The sequence below is a fragment of the Nocardia sp. NPDC024068 genome (assembly GCF_040638875.1).
In the GTDB taxonomy this organism is placed as follows: Bacteria; Actinomycetota; Actinomycetes; order Mycobacteriales; family Mycobacteriaceae; genus Nocardia.
The window spans coordinates 352,263-367,958 of the sequence record NZ_JBEZYU010000001.1 but is presented as its reverse complement, the minus strand read 5'-3'; the positions used below and the strand labels follow the sequence as shown (position 1 = coordinate 367,958).

Below are 15,696 nucleotides of genomic sequence, written 5' to 3'. Positions count from 1 at the left end.
ATGTCCGCGACCGTAGTCTTCGGCGATGCTCATCGACTGGCTCGAGGAGCCGATCCGATCAGAACAGCAAGTACTGATCGGATTATCTCGGGATGATCGACCTGCGTACGGTCGAGCAACCACTGTTGTTTCAGGCCATCGAGGAGCGCGAGCAGTGCGGTCGCCGCGGCGAGTGGTGTGAGTCCACTGGGTAGCGTTTCGCCCCAGCACTCGGTGAAACTGTGCGTCATCTGGTCTCGGACCTGCTGGTAGTGGTCCCGGAAGTGGGCGTGTGCGGGATGGTCCGGCGTGACGCTCTCCGCGAGGAGTACAGCATATGCCTGGGCGAAAGCCGGATGTTCGCGATTGCGGGCCACGACGGCAGCGAGCAGGTCCGGGAGGTCCTCTCGGACCTGCGTCGCCGGGATGTCCCCGCGTCCCAGCTCGACGGTCCGCTGGAGCACCGCGTCGAGCAGATGTTGCTTGCTGGGGAAGTAGTGCAGCACGCCTTGGCGGCTCAAGCCGACGCGATCGGCGATCGCGTTGAGCGACGTGCCCCGAAAGCCGCGTACCGCAATCATGTCGAGGGCGGTCCACAGGATCTCATCCGCGCGCGCGGCCGCCACCGCGCCGCCACCGCGGGATTGTCGTCCGATGTTCATGGCAGTGGGGCGGGCTGATATCGAATCGTCGGCACGCCGGGCCGCACGACCAGTTCGGTACCGGGGTCGGCCGAACGCAGGGTCTCTTCGATTGCCTCGGCGACGGTGTCGGCGGACAGCATCGGTATGCCGGCTGCCCGGAACTGCTCCCGGCCGCCCGCGGTCAGCGGGGTTTCGACCAGTCCGGGGCAGACCGCGGACAATCGGATGTTCTCCTTCGCCAGTGTCCCCGAGAATGCACGTACTAGGCCGATGACCGCATGCTTGGTCATGGTGTAGATCGGATCCTGTGGTACTCCGCGGACCGCGGCGAGTGATGCCGTCACCACGATCGAACCACGGCCATTACGGCGCATGACGGGGAGTGCCGCGCGGAGTCCCCAGACGACGGCGTGCTGGTTGACTCCGACGACCGCCTGATAGCGGTCCAGATCGAGGGTTGCCGGATCCTTGTCGGTCGAGTTCATTCCGGCGTTGAGAACCACTTGGCTCAGTTGCTCGCCCGCGACCGCCACTGCCTGCTCGCTGAGCGCGGGGTCGGTCAGGTCGCCGATCACTGCTTCGCCACCGATCTCGGTCGCCACGTCGGCCACTCGGGGATCGCGATCGACGACGATGCACCGAGTGCCCGTGGCTGCGAGCCGCCGTGCTACCGCGGCACCGATGCCGCTGGCTGCGCCGGTTACCACTGCTGATTCGGTCATTCGGCCCTCCTTGCATCTACCTACATGTCGGTAGGTAGATGCAAACTATCAGAGTCCAGAGAGCTCCGCGGTAGAAAGGGCCTGAGAAGGGTGCGGCGAATACTGTCACCCACGACGTGCGCGGTTTTCGCGACGTGCCGGGTAAACGTGCAGATCCGGCTCGAAACCCCATTCCTTCAGAACAGCGGCGTCCCCCAGCAGCATCGGCGAGACGGACAGCTGAATGCGAATTTCGTTTCACGGTTGATGCGTGTCTTTTGCCTCTGCTATTCGACCTGCAGAACGTGTCGCCTGGTGAGTGCGTGGGCGTAGTGGTTGATTCCCCCTCCGGACACATTTATCAGCACTCTAATCTGCTGTTATTTGCTGGTCGAATAACTTGAATTCTGGATATCTGCAGGTCAGGCGCGTGGGGGTTCAAGTCCCAGGGGAACCGGCCAGCAGCATCGACCTGTCGGTCCTTCGGCGCAGAAACCACAGTCAGCGCGTCACCAGCTCCTCGATCATCAGAAATCGCCGATCCCGACCACGCCCCGCCGGCCCGGGTTCGGTGTTCAGGTCGATTCCGTGCCTCCGACGCGCAGGGAGTGCCACCATGGGGGAGAGCACACTGGGTTCGGAGGCGGTCATGACACTGACAGGCAGCGAGGCGTCCACGCGGCCCCATCATGAGGTCGATATCTCCAGTTACGAGTTCTGGGAAAAGGATTTCGACGGCCGGGAGGCGGCGTTCGCCCGGTTGCGCGCGGCCGAGGGCCTCACCTGGCATGCCCCGCCGGATTCCCTGATCTTCGCCGACCCCGATCCGGGTTTCTGGGCTGTAACCCGGTACCGGGATGTCGTGCAGGTCAGCCGGAACCCGGAGATCTTCTCCTCGGAAGACGGCACGACCCTGGGGTATATGCCGCCCGATGTCGAATACAGCACCAAATTCTTCATCGCCCTGGACGCGCCCCGGCACACCCGTTACCGGAAATTGATCAGCTCGGCGTTCACTCCGCGCCAGATCCAGCGGGTGGCAGAGCAGGTCCGCGCCAATGCCACCCGGATCGTCGACGATTTCGTCGCCGATCTGCGGACCGGCGAAACCCTCGATTTCGTCGACGCGGTATCCCGGAAACTGCCCATGCAAACGATTTCGCAGATGATCGGCATCCCCGAGGCCGACCGCGAGGCGGTCGCGTTCGCCACCGAAGCCCTGTTCGGCACCACCGACCTCGAGTACACCAGCCTCGAGGAGCGCGCCGAGTTCTTCTACAAGCAGATCGGGATCCTCCATTCCGCCGGCACCGACCTGGCCCGGCGGCGCCGTGCGGAACCGCACAACGACCTCATGACCGCGATGATCGCCGCCGAAGTCGACGGGCATCGCCTCAGCAATGAGGATATCGGCGCGTTCATGGTGCTGATCTCCGCCGCCGGCAACGACACCACCAAACAAACCACCTCCCATGCCTTCAAAGCGCTCGTGGAGCATCCGAGCCAAATGGACTGGCTGCGCGAGGATCTCGACGGGCGTATGAACACCGCGATCGAGGAATTCATCCGCTGGGGCAGCGTCGTGGTGCACTTCGCCCGCCGGGCGACCCGCGACACCGAGATCGCCGGAACCCCGATCGCGGCAGGTGAGAAGGTCGTGATGTTCTACAGTTCCGCCAACCGCGACGAGTCGGCGTTCGACAATCCGCACGCGTTCGACATCACCCGCGACCCGAACCACCACGCTGGATTCGGTGGCGGCGGCCCCCACCACTGCCTCGGCGCCTGGCTGGCCCGCATAGAATTGAAACATCTGTTCCGGGAGTTGATCACCAAGGTTCCGCCCGTCGAACTCGGCGAACCCGAGTACGGACACAGCGCGCTCATCCACGGCATCAAACGCATGACGGTCCGGCAGGCGGCCACCCCTTGACCCGGTGATCCAGACCGCGGGTGGGGTGGCGCGGGTCAGTGCGCGGCGGCTTCCTTCGGCTTCCGCTTCGGAACGAAGTGCATGATCAGCACGACGAGGGCGCCGACGACGAGCCCGACGAGTGCGGAGGCAACCGTCCCTCCGGTCCAGGACAGGACACTTCCGAACCCGCCGTGGACGAGTTCTCCGGCCCAGTGTTCGAGGTCGTGGAGACGGTCGGCGGGCCAGTGGAATCCGGCTTCGCCGACGTTGACGAGGAGGATATGGCCGCCGACCCACAGCATCGCGGCGATCCCGACGACGGTGAGAACGGACATCACCTTCGGCATCGCGGCGACGAGTCCACGTCCGACCCGCTGCCCGAACGGTGACTCGCGCTCGGCGAGTGCGAGTCCGACGTCGTCCATTTTCACGATCACCGCGACGACGCCGTAGACCAGGGCGGTGATGAGGAACGCGACGACGATCAGCACCAGCAGCCGGGTGGCGAACGGTTCGTCCTCGACCGACGAGAGGGCGATCACCATGATCTCGGCGGAGAGGATGAGGTCGGTGCGGATCGCGCCGCTCACCATGGTCTTCTCGTGTTCGGGTCCGCTCGATGCCGTGGGTGCCTCGCCGTCGTCGTGGTGACCGCCGGTGAGCGCCTCGTACACCTTCTCCGCACCTTCGTAGCAGAGGAACAGGCCGCCGGCGATGAGCAGGTATGGCAGCGCCTGCGGCAGGAACTGGCTCAATATCATCGCCACCGGCAGGATGATCAGGAGCTTGTTGCGGATCGACCCGATTGCGATCTTGCGGATGATCGGGAGTTCGCGCTTGGGGGAGAACCCGTGCACGTAGCGGGGGGTGACCGCGGTGTCGTCGACCACCACACCCGCGGCCTTGATACCTGCCTTGCCTGCCGCGGCACCGATGTCGTCGATGGAGGCCGCGGCCACCTTCGCGATCGCCGCGACGTCGTCCAGCAGGGCGACGAGACCACCAGCCACGGGAACCTCCCCTTCGATGTATCGAGCAGATCGAACAGTACGCGTACTGCGAGGTGTTGTTCGAGGGTGCTGATCGCTTGTGGTCGGGTCCGAAGGTTCCCGTCCACCGGGAAACGTTCCCGAGGCCTCGCCGGGGCGATCTTAGTGTGATCCGAGCCACTGGAACGTTCCAGTTCGGCCCGACCCATATCCACGAGGAAGTCCCTATGAACCTGATGAAGTCCCGCCTGTTCGCGATGATCGCAGCGATCATCGCGGCGGTGGCGCTCATGGCAGCTGGAGCGGGTAGCGCGGCGGCGGCGCCGCAAACCGGTGAAATGTTTCTCACCTTTGTCCGCCACGGAGAATCGGCGGGCAATGATTCCGGTCTGATCGACACTTCTGTCCCCGGACCCGGCCTGACGCAGAAGGGGCGGACGCAAGCCGCTGCGGTATCCCGGGTGCTGGCCGATTGCAAGTTCGACGGCATCTACGCGTCGACGATGGTCCGGACCCAGCAGACGGCGGAGCCGACCTCGCAGCTGTGTGGTCGTCCCCCAGTCGTCGAGGCGGGACTGCACGAGATCGAGGCCGGCATCTACGAGGGCACGCCGGAGCAGGACGCGCGTGCGGGCTACCTGGCCGCGCCGATCCAGTGGCTGCAGGGCAACCTGGATGCCCGGATCCCCGGTTCGATAAACGGCCACGAGTTCAAGAAGCGTATGGACGACTCCATCCAGGATATCCAGGACCGCCGCAGCAAGCGTGCTGTGATTTTTTCCCATGGCGGTGCCATCATGTTCTGGACGCTCATGTCCGTCTCCAATCCTGATATGGGCAAGCTGCAGTCCGATCCGCTGCACAACACCGGCCGGGTGGTCGTGAAGGGCACCCCGGAGAAGGGCTGGAAGCTCGTGTCGTGGGACGGCCATCCCGCCGCCTGAAAGTCCCCGCGGCGTGGAGATCTATCGGCTACTGATGAGGACGGTCGGCGGCTCGGTCACCCCTGAAGTCCGGCACCGCACCCGTCTCGTGACAGAAAGGCGCGTTCGGTCGGCTCACCCGGACGCCACCAGTACCGGCAAATCCGGCAGGCGCGCGAACCCCAGGGGTGCCGGCCCGGTGACGGGGTCGGCGAGTCGCAGATCCGGGAAGCGCTCGAACACTCCGCGCAGGGCGACCTCGGCCTCTTGCCGGGCGAGTGCCGCCCCGAGGCAGTAGTGCGCCCCCTGCCCGAACCCGAGATGTCGCTCACCGCGGCCGGTCTCGCGCCGGACGTCGAGCTCGTCGGGATCCTCGGTGAACTCCGGATCGAAGTTCGCGGACAGGATCCCGGCTGTCACCGTCGAACCAGCCGGCACGGTGACTCCGCCGAACTCGATATCGGTCGCGGCGTAGCGGGGCAGGCTCGTCGGGATCGGGCCGCAGGTGCGTACCAGTTCGTGCACGGCCCGCGGCCACAGCCCCGGCTCCGAACGCAGTGCCGCGAGCTGGTCGGGCCGGGTCAGCAGCACCTGCACGGACTTCGAGATCAAGTGGGCGGTCGTCTCGAACCCGGCGATGACGAGTTCGAACACCATGGTGATCATCTCGTTCTCGGTGAGCCGGTCGCCGTCGTCGTGGACCTCGACCAGAACGGTCATCAGATCGTCGGCCGGGGTGTTGCGGCGGGCCTCGACGAGGACGCGGATCTGCTCGACCACGGCGTGGATCACAGGTGGCATCCGGTCCGGGTCCGGGGAGGTGAGCAGCTCGGCCAGCTCGCGCCAGCGCGGCCGGTCGGGCTCCGGCACCCCGACCAGCTCACAGATCACCGCGATCGGCAACGGGTAGGCGAAGGCCTGCACCAGGTCGACCGAGCCCCCACCCGCCCCCACCGCGGCGATGTCGTCGAGCAGGTCTTCGGTCAGCGTCTCGACCCGCGGACGCAGCGAGTTCACCCGCCGGACGGTGAAGGCCCGGGACACGAGCTTGCGCAGCCGGGTGTGCTCGGCCCCGTCCAGACTCAGCAGGCTCCGCTTCATCCAGTCCAGCTCCGGCGGGATGCCGAGCTTGCCCAACAGGTCGGACAAGGCGTTCTGCGCCCCGTCCACCGTAGACGCGTCGGCCCGCAGTCGAGGATCGGTCAGGACGGCGCGAACGTCGTCGTGCCGCGTGATCAGCACGCCGGAGTCGCCGCCGAAACCCGGGAAGTCCACGACCGGCCCCTGCTCGCGGAGTCGCCCGAACTCCGCGACCGGGCAGCCGCTGCCGGGCCCGGTGACGGCTGAAGCCACGTCGTCAGGTGTTGCAGTGCCGGCGTCCATGCGTCGTCTCCTCGGGAACGTCTTCTCGGTGCGGCTCCAACCAACACCATGCCGTCGCGGCATGGTCAAACCCGCCTGCCGACCGGCGTCGGTGTCAGCGCGGTTTCCCACGCCGCCGACTTCTCCCGTACATCAACCGGATCCGGGACGGAAAGGGCCCCGAGTCCCGGGAATACACCAATGGCAAACCACGGATCGGCGATGGTCGGCCGGCACACCGCCCCGTTTGGCTGGGTTCATCTCGGGCTCGAGTCGGCCCGGCGGTCCGGCGCGTGGTGAGGGACGGCCGTCGCGCATCGTGTAGCCGGCATTGGCAGGTGCTCATGGGCGTGTATCGAACGTGCCCGGTTCAGTATCCGTAGGTAATTGTCGGTGGGTCGATCGGCCGGGCCTCGTCGACGATCATTGTCGGCCAGGTGGGGGCGGCGGGGTCGGTTCGGTAACGCAGTCCGGACCAGTGACCCCGCCGGCCCATCGGTTGACCGCGCACGCCAGCGTGAGGCCATACCCGGCCCACTCCCCCACCTGCCGCAGGAACGGTATCCGTTGCACCGAAACGTGTTCGTCGTTGAGCGCAGTGCCGCCGTGACCGTTGTCGTAAAAGGCCATGATCGTCATGTTTGTTCGCCACCGGCAGCCTGAACGGCACGTCCGCGCCGAGGAGCGACACAGAAAGCTGCTGCGGCCGAGGCGAAGCGATCTATGACTCACACTGAATGTCGGGAGGATACCGATCCCGTCGGCCGGCCCCGGCCGGCCACTTTCAATACTGGCAAGCGATCGTTGCAGAGCTGCGCGGGGTTCGTTTGGCTACTGCGCGCTGCGTTCTCTCTCGGCAGCGCTGATCAGCGCCGTGCCCAGCAGAGTCGCCGCGTCCAGAAATGAGTCTTGAGAAATCGCCTCGGGATCGGTGTGGGCGAGCAGCGCTATACCGTGCTCGAGAGCGAGTGCCACCAGTGCCATTTGCTCGGCGGGTGCGGGCAGGCTCAGTCCCATTCCTTCGATCACGCGCCGGGTAGAACGCGCGTACCAGTCTCGGGAGATTCTGTCGTAGTCGCGTAATGCCTGTGCCGCCGGAGGATTCCGCATCGCGTAGAGCCGGAATTCGAGCATCAGCACAAAACGTTTGCGGTCGGCGAAGCGATTGCCGCCTCGGCCTCGCAGGGCGTCGACTGTCTGCATCGCGTCACCGCCCGGGGCGAGGATTTTTTCGCTCTCTTCGATGTCGCGATCGAGCCAGTCTCCGAGAAGCGCGAGAAACAGATCTTCCTTGTTGGTGAAGTTCGCATAGACCGCACCTCGGCTGTACCCGGCCCTGTCCGCGATGTCTTCGAGGGAAGCTTGCGTGAAACCCTTTTCCGCGAACACCTCCTCGGCGGCGGTGAGAAGCATGTTTCGGGTGCGTTGCACGCTCTCGGCGCGGGTCAACCTGGGCATGTTCGGCCTTCTCTGATGTGCGCCTCCTTGACACTACTCAGTCCATACACGACGATACCCGAAGACATAGCCGTATCTGGATACGCGAACGAATCTGAATGCGATGTGTCGAGCGGCGTGATCGCTGTTCACCTCGGTCGACTGCCCGACCCGGGTGACACGACGCGGTTGCGTGAATTCCGAACAAAGGAAGTTATGCGTCAATCGGCGACTGTCACCGCGATGCTGTCCGCAGTGGTCTCGGTGCTGGCTCTCACCGCCCTTGCGGCGCCCTCGGCGGCCGAAGACCTTCCCGCATTACCAGCGGACTTCGAGTTCGGGGTCGCTCAATCCGGTTTTCAGTCCGAAGGTTTCAACCAGGACTCGAACTACCTGCGCTACGGCAACGAAGGGAAGTTGCACGAGCCGGTGGGTAACGCCGTGGACTTCCTCCACCAGTACGAGGGCGATGTCGCCAGGGCGGCCTCGATCGGTGTGGACAACTATCGCTTGTCGGTGGAGTGGTCGCGCATCGAACCGCAGCCCGGTGTCGACGACGCGGCCGGTTGGGCGTTCTACGATGCGGTGATCGGCCGTATCGTGGCCTCGGGCATGCGCCCTATGATCACGTTGAATCACTGGGTTCATCCTGGTTGGGCGGTCGATCGTGGGGGGTGGAACAACCCGGAGATGGCCGCAGCCCTCACCGGTTTCGGGCGACGTGTCGTTGATCGCTACAGATGGGCCGAGCCGATCTGGATCACATTCAACGAGCCCAGCGAATACGTCCGGCGGGAACTGACCTACGGTGGTTTGGCGCCGGCGAACACCGGGGTCATGGTCGATGGGATCATCGAGGCTCATCGGGCGATCACGACCTACATCCATGCCGTGCAACCCGGGGGTCAGGTCTCCTCGAACATCGCCTACATCCCACTACCCGGTGTGGAACCGGCGCTGGAAGCCGCGTTCTCCGACCGTATGGTCGATTCCTTCGACTTCATCGGCGTCGACCAGTACTACTCGATCGCGCCGTCGGAACTGTCGTCGTTCGTCGCCTCGGGCGGCTCGTTCTGGAATCTGCCGCAATCACCGGAAAGCATGTACTACGTGCTGCGCTACTTCGCCGCCAAATATCCGAACAAGCCGCTGCGGGTCATCGAGAACGGATTGGCTACCGACGCGGATCAGAACCGTGCCGACGGGTACCGTCGCGACGACCATCTCCGCGACACCGTCTATTGGATTCAGCGCGCACGCCAAGACGGCATCAACATCGTCTCGTACAACTACTGGAGCCTCACCGACAATTACGAGTGGGGTGAATACGGTCCCCGATTCGGTCTTTACAGCGTCGATGCCGTCCACGACCCTGCTCTGACCCGCCGACCGACAGTCGCGGTGGCGGCCTACCGCGAGATCACCGAATACCACGGGGTGCCCTCCACCTACCGGCCGACGCGCCAGCCGGCACCATGCTCACTGATTGCGCTGCCCGACAGTTGCGGCGATCCGGTGTTGGTCGAGCCACGCTGACGAGTCCGACACCCACCACCCGTTCCGTGCTCGACAACGACCCACCTGCGATCTGAGAGGCGGTATATGCCTCCTCTCACGGTCGTCGGGGCATGCGTCTACCAGCAGGAGAATCGCTGGTGAAGCATCAGTCCTTGGTCACGCCGGTCTGCTCGGCCCGGGTACTCATCGGCCCGGTCTCGGCCACCGCGACAGCCGACAGTTTGCCGATCGAGGAGATCGCCAAGCGCTGGATCGTGGCCTCTGACCCGGAGAAGGCAGTCCAATAGGTCGCGCAGTATGTCGACGCCTTCGACCACCTGGTCTTCCACGCCCCGGCCACGACCAACGCCGGTTTCTGAAACTGTTTGCACGCGATCTCGCGCCGAGACTGCGGTCCCTGCAGCGAGTGGAGTATACGGCTGCCTCCGCGAGCTGATCGTTGTGTCGTGCGCCGCCGGTGGGCCGGTGGTTGCATTTCTTGCCTTTATTCATCGATCGGTGATGCGTGATGGCGGCGTGTCCTGTAGCCGGCTGGTGACAGCTTCGCCGAGGGAACGGGTGGTGGCGTTGCCGCCCATGTCGGGGGTCAGTGCGCCGGTGCCCTGGACCAGAACATTTTCGACGGCGGTCATGATGGCGGTCGCGGCTTCGGGTTCACCGAGGTGGTCGAGCATCATGGCCGCACTCCAGATTTGGCCGATCGGGTTGGCAATGCCCTTGCCGGCGATATCGGGCGCCGAACCGTGCACGGGCTCGAACAGGCTGGGGTATTTGCGTTCGGGGTTGATGTTTCCGCTGGGCGCGATTCCTATGGTGCCGGTGCAGGCGGGGCCGAGATCGGAAAGGATATCGCCGAAGAGGTTGCTGGCGACCACGACGTCGAACCAGTCGGGGTGCAGCACGAAGTTCGCGGTGAGGATGTCTATGTGGTACTTGTCCACCGCTACATCGGGATACCGCTGGGCGACCTCGGCGACGCGTTCATCCCAGTACGGCATCGTGATGGAGATTCCGTTGCTCTTGGTGGCCGAGGTCAGGCGCTTGCGCGGGCGGGACTGGGCCAGCGTGAAGGCATAGTCCAGGATCCGGTCTACTCCGACGCGGGTCATGACGGTTTCCTGGATGACGGTTTCGCGGTCGGTGCCTTCGAAGATCTTGCCGCCGATGCTGGAGTATTCGCCCTCGGTGTTCTCGCGCACCACATAGAAGTCGACGTCACCGGGGACGCGTCCGGCCAGCGGGCTGGGGATGCCGGGGAGTAGTTTGACCGGACGCAGGCTGACGTACTGATCGAAGTGGCGGCGGAACTGCAGCAGGCTGCCCCACAGCGAGATGTGATCGGGCACGACCTCGGGCCAGCCGACTGCGCCGAAGAAGATGGCGTCGAAGCGGTTGAGCTGGTCGAACCAGCCGTCGGGGAGCATGGCGCCGGTGCGGGTGTAGTAGTCGGCGCAGGCGTAGTCGAACTGCTCGTAGTCGAGAGTGAAATCGAAGGTCTTCGCGGCGGCTTCGAGGACGCGCAGCCCTTCGGGGACGACTTCGGTGCCGATGCCGTCACCGGGGATGACGGCGATGCGGTGGGTGGAGCCCATGGGCGAACACTCCTTTGTGCAGGCGTGGAGAAGCTGACGGGCGGCGAGTTCGCTGTGCCCGTTGCGGTTTCGTTGTTGGTGTGTGTGTGTGTCCGATCGGCCCCTACGCGGGTTCGCGACCGGGGTCCTGTTCGCGTTGTTCGAGTTCGCGGATGGCGGCGGCGGTGAGACTTTCGGTGATATGGCGGCGCATGAGCTCGCCCGCGCCGGGGCCGTCACCGGCGAGGACGAGATCGAATATCTGGTGGTGTTCGTCGAGATCCCGGGTCCGGGGTTCGTCGCCCGGGGGCAGTTCCAAGCCCATGCGGCGGTAGCGGTCGGATTTGTCCCACACGTCGTCGAGTAGACGGATCAGGACGTCGTTGTGGGAGGCGAGGTAAAGCGCGCGGTGGAAGTCGCGGTGGGCGACCAGGCCTTCTTCGCCCCACTGCCGGGTCACCGGGACCAGCCTCTTCAGCGCCGCGCGCATATCGAAGATGTCTTGTTCGGTGCGCCTGGTCGCGGCCAGTTCGGCGGCGGTCGGGTCCAGCGACAGGCGGACCTCGAACAGTTGCTGCGCCTCTCGCGCGTTCATCGGAGCGACGCGGACGTCGCGATGGGACTCGACCGCAACCAGCCCCTCGCTACTCAGGCGCCGGATGGCCTCGCGCAACGGGGTGATGCTCATGCTGAGGCGGTCGGCCAGCTCGTACTGGGGGAGCCGGGAGCCGGCGGCGAGTTCACCGCTGAGGATCAGCCGCCGGATCTCGGCGTATGCCACGTCGCCCTTGCTGGAAAAGACGTTGGTCACGCCGGTCGACGTCATGCGCCCTCCTTCAACCGATCCGATTTCTGTGTCCGCCGCCACAAGAAGCCCTTGTGTTCGGCGCCGCTCGCAGTTTAGCATCGCACTTGCATCTTATAAGACTTACATCTTATAAGTTCTGCGGGTCGGGACGCCGTCCCGGCTCTTCACCGAATGCCGCGGGCCGTCTCGCCACCGGCTGTCGACAGGAGAAACCGATGAAGATCATTTCCGTGCACGAGGGCGTTGTCCCGATCAGCTCGTCGATCCGCAATGCCTGGATCGACTTCAGCAGCATGGACTGCTCGATCGTGGCGATCGTCAGCGATGTCGTGCGTGACGGCGAGCCCGTGATCGGGTACGGCTTCAACTCCAACGGCCGCTACAGCGCGGGGGAGATCCTGCGCCGCCGGATGATCCCCCGCCTGCTCGACGCCGACCCGGAGGCACTGCTCGACGAGGCGGGGGAGCTGGACCCGGCCCGCGCGTGGAAGCTGATGATGACCAACGAGAAGCCCGGCGGCCACGGTGAGCGTTCGGTGGCGGTCGGTGTGCTGGACATGGCGCTGTTCGACCTGGCGTCCAAGATCGCCGACAAGCCGCTGTACCGATACCTTTCGGATAAATACGGCGACGGACAGCCCGACGACTCGGTCTTCGTCTACGCGGCGGGCGGCTACTACGCACCGGGCAAGACGCTGCGGGATCTGCAGGACGAGATGCGCGGCTTCCTCGACATGGGCTACACCGTGGTCAAGATGAAGATCGGTGGTGCGGATCTGGCGGAGGACCTACGGCGCATCGAGGCGGTGCTCGAAGTCCTCGACGGTGACGGTTCGCGGCTGGCCGTCGACGTCAACGGCCGGTTCGATCTGCCGACCGCGCTGGAGTACGGCAAGGCCATCGAGCCCTACGGCCTGTTCTGGTACGAAGAGGTCGGCGACCCGCTGGACTACCGTCTCAATGCCGTACTGTCCGAGCACTACTCGGGGCGTATCGCCACGGGCGAAAACCTGTTCTCGCTGCAGGACGCCCGCAACCTGATCCGCTACGGCGGCATGCGGCCGGACCGCGACATCATCCAGGTCGACCCCGCCCTCAGCTACGGCCTCACCGAGTACCTGCGGGTCCAGGAGATGCTCGCCCAGCACGGCTGGTCCGCACGTCAGTGCATCCCGCACGGCGGTCATCAGTTCTCCCTGCACATCGCCGCAGCGCTCAAGCTCGGCGGTAACGAGTCCTATCCCGGTGAGTTCCAGCCGACCGGCGGTTTCGCCGACGGTGCGGTGGTGGAGAACAGCCGGGTCGGGCTGACCGAGACCCCCGGTATCGGATTCGAAGGCAAGGCAGCCTTCTACGAAGTGCTCCGGGCTCTGCATCACTGATCCCGGACCGCGGGTCGTGGCCGATGAGGGGCCGCTACCCGCTCCGATGTGCAAAGGAGCACATGATGACCATTGCCACTACGTCACCGGATCCCATCCGGCCGCGCCGCTCTCGGCTGGTCCGGCTGCTGTCCGAACTCTGGTTCCAAGTCCTGCTGGGGGCGGTCCTCGGTATCGCGGTCGGCCTGTTGTGGCCCGACGTCGGCGTCGCGGTGAGCCCGCTCAACGACTGGTTCATCGATATCGTCAAGATGATCGTGGTGCCGGTCGTGTTCTGTGTCGTCACCACCAGCATCGCCTCGATGGACAGCCTGCGCAAAGCCGGCCGGATCGGGGCCAAGGCGCTGGGCTACTTCATCGTCCTGTCGCTGGTCTCGATGTTGATCGGGCTGGTCGTGGCCAACATCTTCAAACCGGGTGCGGGCATGAAGATCAACCTGGACGAACTCGACGCCGAGTCCATCCCGGGGCACGACCAGCACGCACCCGGTGTGGTCGAGTTCATCGACAACATCATCCCCGGTTCGTTGTTCGGGGCGATCACCGGCAACGAAATCCTCGCCGCGCTGATGGTATCCATCGTGCTCGGTTGTGCGCTCAACGTCTCGGGCGAGAAGGCCGCACCGATCACCTCCGGCATCGCGGCCCTGTCGACCGTGGTGTTCAAAATCGTGAGCTGGGTGATGCGCCTGGCACCGTTCGGGACCTTCGGCGCCCTGGCCATGGTCGTGGCGAAGTACGGCGCCGAGAGCCTGCAGCAGCTGGGATATCTGATCCTGCTGTTCACCGGCACCTGCATCGTCTACGTCATCGTGATCCTCGGCGCGATCTCGCGGGCGTGTGGCCTGGGCTTGATCGCACTGATGCGCTACCTCAAAGACGAGCTGCTGGTGGCGTTGAGCACCTGTTCCAGTGAGGCGGTGCTGCCCGCGCTGGTTCGCAAGCTCGAGGAACTCGGTGTCGGCAAACCCGTCGTCGGCATCGTCATCCCGTCGGGATTCTCGTTCAACCTCGACGGCTCGGCGGTCTACCTGACCATGGCCTCACTGTTTCTGGCACAGGCGGTCGGCATCGACCTGAGCTGGCAGCAGCAGCTGGTCATGGTCGGCGTGATGATGCTGACCAGCAAAGGCACGGCCGGTATCGCCGGCGGCGCCTTCATCGTCCTGGCCAGCACGGTCACCGCGGTCGGGCATATCCCGCTGGCCGCGCTGGCGCTGATCGTCGGGATCGACCGCATCCTCAACGAAGGCCGGGTATTCATCAACGTACTCGGCAACGCCCTCGCTGCCATCGTGATCGGGAAGTGGGAAAACGACTTCGACCAAGACAAGGCGCGCGCCGTGCTCGCCGGGAAGCGCGCACAGCCGGTGGCCGGTACACAACCGGTGGCCGATGCCGGCACCCAACCGGTGGACGACAAACAATCGGTGGGCTGAATCGCCCTTCATGAAGAGTCCGGGGCGGGGCGCCGACCCGCCCCGGACTCGCGTCCCTCAGTGAAAGGAATCCAATGGCAACAGTGTTGGTGACCACCGACTACCTGGCGCCCGGTGACGAGGTGGACCAGCTGCTGCACCGCCACGGTCATACTGTGCGCTATTCCCCGGCCATCGGCCCCCGCACCCGCGACGAGGCCCTGAGGCTGTTCGAAGGAGTGGACGCCGCGATCGTCGCCGGCGAACCGGTCACTGCAGACATGCTCGACCACGCACTATCGTTGAAGGTCATCGCCCGCAGCGGCGTCGGCTACGAATCGGTCGACCTCGCCGCAGCGGCACGCCACGGCATCCGCGTCTGCAACACACCGGGCGTCAACCACGACGCCGTCGCCGAAATGACCATGGCCCTGATGCTGATGACCGCCCGGCAACTCCCCGCGGTGCTCGCCGGCGTTCACGGCGGAGGCTGGCCCCGGCACGCCGGCCGGGAGCTGCGCGGCGCCCGCCTCGGCGTCGTCGGCTACGGCCCCAGCGGCCGAGCCGTAGCCCGCTTGGCCCACGCCTTCGGTATGACGGTCGCGGTGGCAACCGCCCACCCCGACCCGGCCGATACCCATATCGAATACCTCGACCTGGACACCGTCTGCGCCACAGCCGACTACCTCAGCCTGCACTGCCGCGCCGACCGGAGCACTCACCACCTGATCGACCGCGCCCGCCTGAAAGCAATGAAACCGACCGCGGTGCTGATCAACACCGCGCGCGGCAGCCTCGTCGACGAAGTCGCCCTCGCGCATGCGCTGAGCGCCGGCGAAATCGCCGGCGCCGCACTCGATGTCCTCGCCCACGAACCACTGCCGGCCCAGAGCCCGCTGCGTGACCTCGGCAACGTGATCATCACTTCGCACCTGGCCGGACAGACCACCGAAGCCCGCTTGCGCGCGGGCCTGTCGGCTGCGCATGCCGTTATCGATGCCCTGGCGGGCCGCGAACCCGCGCATCCCGTCGACCGCCCGGAAGGGTGA

The 15,696-nt window shown here is 65.3% G+C and carries 13 protein-coding genes and 1 pseudogene; 7 read left to right on the top strand and 7 right to left on the bottom strand.

Annotation, left to right across the window (positions count from 1 at the left end; genetic code table 11):
• Positions 1-29: 29 nt before the first annotated feature.
• Positions 30-605 (bottom strand): helix-turn-helix domain-containing protein, encoded by a 576-nt coding sequence (locus AB0F41_RS01530; RefSeq protein WP_357420716.1) that lies wholly within the window; start codon positions 603-605, stop codon positions 30-32.
• A 32-nt stretch (positions 606-637) separates the two neighbouring features.
• Complete coding sequence (locus AB0F41_RS01525) at positions 638-1,345, bottom strand: SDR family oxidoreductase (RefSeq protein WP_357420715.1); 708 nt, start codon at positions 1,343-1,345, stop codon at positions 638-640.
• A gap of 628 nt (positions 1,346-1,973) precedes the next feature.
• Here AB0F41_RS01525 and AB0F41_RS01520 point away from each other — a divergent pair.
• Entirely contained in the window at positions 1,974-3,257 is a 1,284-nt protein-coding gene (locus AB0F41_RS01520; RefSeq protein ID WP_357420979.1) for a cytochrome P450, read from the top strand.
• 35 nt (positions 3,258-3,292) lie between these two features.
• Here AB0F41_RS01520 and AB0F41_RS01515 read toward each other — a convergent pair whose 3' ends face one another.
• Positions 3,293-4,249 (bottom strand): DUF808 domain-containing protein, encoded by a 957-nt coding sequence (locus AB0F41_RS01515; RefSeq protein ID WP_357420714.1) that lies wholly within the window; start codon positions 4,247-4,249, stop codon positions 3,293-3,295.
• Positions 4,250-4,455: 206 nt separating this feature from the next.
• Between AB0F41_RS01515 and AB0F41_RS01510 the strand changes: the two genes are divergently transcribed.
• Positions 4,456-5,172, top strand: coding sequence for a histidine phosphatase family protein (locus tag AB0F41_RS01510; protein WP_357420713.1), 717 nt, complete (start codon positions 4,456-4,458; stop codon positions 5,170-5,172).
• A gap of 114 nt (positions 5,173-5,286) precedes the next feature.
• Here the strand turns inward: AB0F41_RS01510 and AB0F41_RS01505 are convergent, their stop codons facing one another.
• Both AB0F41_RS01505 and AB0F41_RS01500 read right to left on the bottom strand, forming a co-directional pair.
• Positions 5,287-6,534, bottom strand: coding sequence for a cytochrome P450 (locus tag AB0F41_RS01505; RefSeq protein WP_357420712.1), 1,248 nt, complete (start codon positions 6,532-6,534; stop codon positions 5,287-5,289).
• 810 nt (positions 6,535-7,344) lie between these two features.
• On the bottom strand, positions 7,345-7,971 hold the full coding sequence (locus AB0F41_RS01500) for a TetR family transcriptional regulator (RefSeq protein WP_357420711.1): 627 nt from the start codon (positions 7,969-7,971) through the stop codon (positions 7,345-7,347).
• A 222-nt stretch (positions 7,972-8,193) separates the two neighbouring features.
• Between AB0F41_RS01500 and AB0F41_RS01495 the strand changes: the two genes are divergently transcribed.
• Positions 8,194-9,486: a family 1 glycosylhydrolase gene (locus tag AB0F41_RS01495; RefSeq protein WP_357420978.1), complete on the top strand. Its 1,293-nt coding sequence runs from the start codon at positions 8,194-8,196 to the stop codon at positions 9,484-9,486.
• 188 nt (positions 9,487-9,674) lie between these two features.
• Positions 9,675-9,904, top strand: a pseudogene (locus tag AB0F41_RS01490) (hypothetical protein); the annotation flags it as partial.
• Between the two features lie 52 nt (positions 9,905-9,956).
• On the opposite strand, the gene AB0F41_RS01485 reads toward AB0F41_RS01490, so the two are convergent.
• Together AB0F41_RS01485 and AB0F41_RS01480 are read right to left on the bottom strand one after the other, a co-directional pair.
• A complete protein-coding gene (locus AB0F41_RS01485; protein WP_357420710.1) occupies positions 9,957-11,060 on the bottom strand; it encodes a tartrate dehydrogenase in 1,104 nt (367 codons plus the stop codon).
• Between the two features lie 103 nt (positions 11,061-11,163).
• Complete coding sequence (locus AB0F41_RS01480; protein WP_357420709.1) at positions 11,164-11,865, bottom strand: GntR family transcriptional regulator; 702 nt, start codon at positions 11,863-11,865, stop codon at positions 11,164-11,166.
• Positions 11,866-12,062: 197 nt separating this feature from the next.
• Between AB0F41_RS01480 and AB0F41_RS01475 the strand changes: the two genes are divergently transcribed.
• The 3 genes from AB0F41_RS01475 to AB0F41_RS01465 all read left to right on the top strand — a co-directional run bounded on the left by AB0F41_RS01475 (position 12,063) and on the right by AB0F41_RS01465 (position 15,696).
• A complete protein-coding gene (locus AB0F41_RS01475; protein WP_357420708.1) occupies positions 12,063-13,229 on the top strand; it encodes a mandelate racemase/muconate lactonizing enzyme family protein in 1,167 nt (388 codons plus the stop codon).
• A 65-nt stretch (positions 13,230-13,294) separates the two neighbouring features.
• Positions 13,295-14,668, top strand: a complete 1,374-nt coding sequence (locus tag AB0F41_RS01470; protein WP_357420707.1) for a cation:dicarboxylase symporter family transporter — start codon at positions 13,295-13,297, stop codon at positions 14,666-14,668.
• Positions 14,669-14,742: 74 nt separating this feature from the next.
• Positions 14,743-15,696 (top strand): phosphoglycerate dehydrogenase, encoded by a 954-nt coding sequence (locus AB0F41_RS01465; protein WP_357420706.1) that lies wholly within the window; start codon positions 14,743-14,745, stop codon positions 15,694-15,696.

What these genes read in the sequence shown, in the direction of transcription:
- AB0F41_RS01485 (WP_357420710.1), bottom strand. Translation starts at nt 11,060, where the DNA reads ATGGGCTCCACCCACCGCATCGCCGTCATCCCCGGTGACGGCATCGGC.
- AB0F41_RS01470 (WP_357420707.1), top strand. Translation starts at nt 13,295, where the DNA reads ATGACCATTGCCACTACGTCACCGGATCCCATCCGGCCGCGCCGCTCT.
- AB0F41_RS01510 (WP_357420713.1), top strand. Translation starts at nt 4,456, where the DNA reads ATGAACCTGATGAAGTCCCGCCTGTTCGCGATGATCGCAGCGATCATC.
- AB0F41_RS01500 (WP_357420711.1), bottom strand. Translation starts at nt 7,971, where the DNA reads ATGCCCAGGTTGACCCGCGCCGAGAGCGTGCAACGCACCCGAAACATG.
- AB0F41_RS01505 (WP_357420712.1), bottom strand. Translation starts at nt 6,534, where the DNA reads ATGGACGCCGGCACTGCAACACCTGACGACGTGGCTTCAGCCGTCACC.
- AB0F41_RS01520 (WP_357420979.1), top strand. Translation starts at nt 1,974, where the DNA reads ATGACACTGACAGGCAGCGAGGCGTCCACGCGGCCCCATCATGAGGTC.
- AB0F41_RS01495 (WP_357420978.1), top strand. Translation starts at nt 8,194, where the DNA reads ATGCTGTCCGCAGTGGTCTCGGTGCTGGCTCTCACCGCCCTTGCGGCG.
- AB0F41_RS01480 (WP_357420709.1), bottom strand. Translation starts at nt 11,865, where the DNA reads ATGACGTCGACCGGCGTGACCAACGTCTTTTCCAGCAAGGGCGACGTG.
- AB0F41_RS01465 (WP_357420706.1), top strand. Translation starts at nt 14,743, where the DNA reads ATGGCAACAGTGTTGGTGACCACCGACTACCTGGCGCCCGGTGACGAG.
- AB0F41_RS01525 (WP_357420715.1), bottom strand. Translation starts at nt 1,345, where the DNA reads ATGACCGAATCAGCAGTGGTAACCGGCGCAGCCAGCGGCATCGGTGCC.
- AB0F41_RS01475 (WP_357420708.1), top strand. Translation starts at nt 12,063, where the DNA reads ATGAAGATCATTTCCGTGCACGAGGGCGTTGTCCCGATCAGCTCGTCG.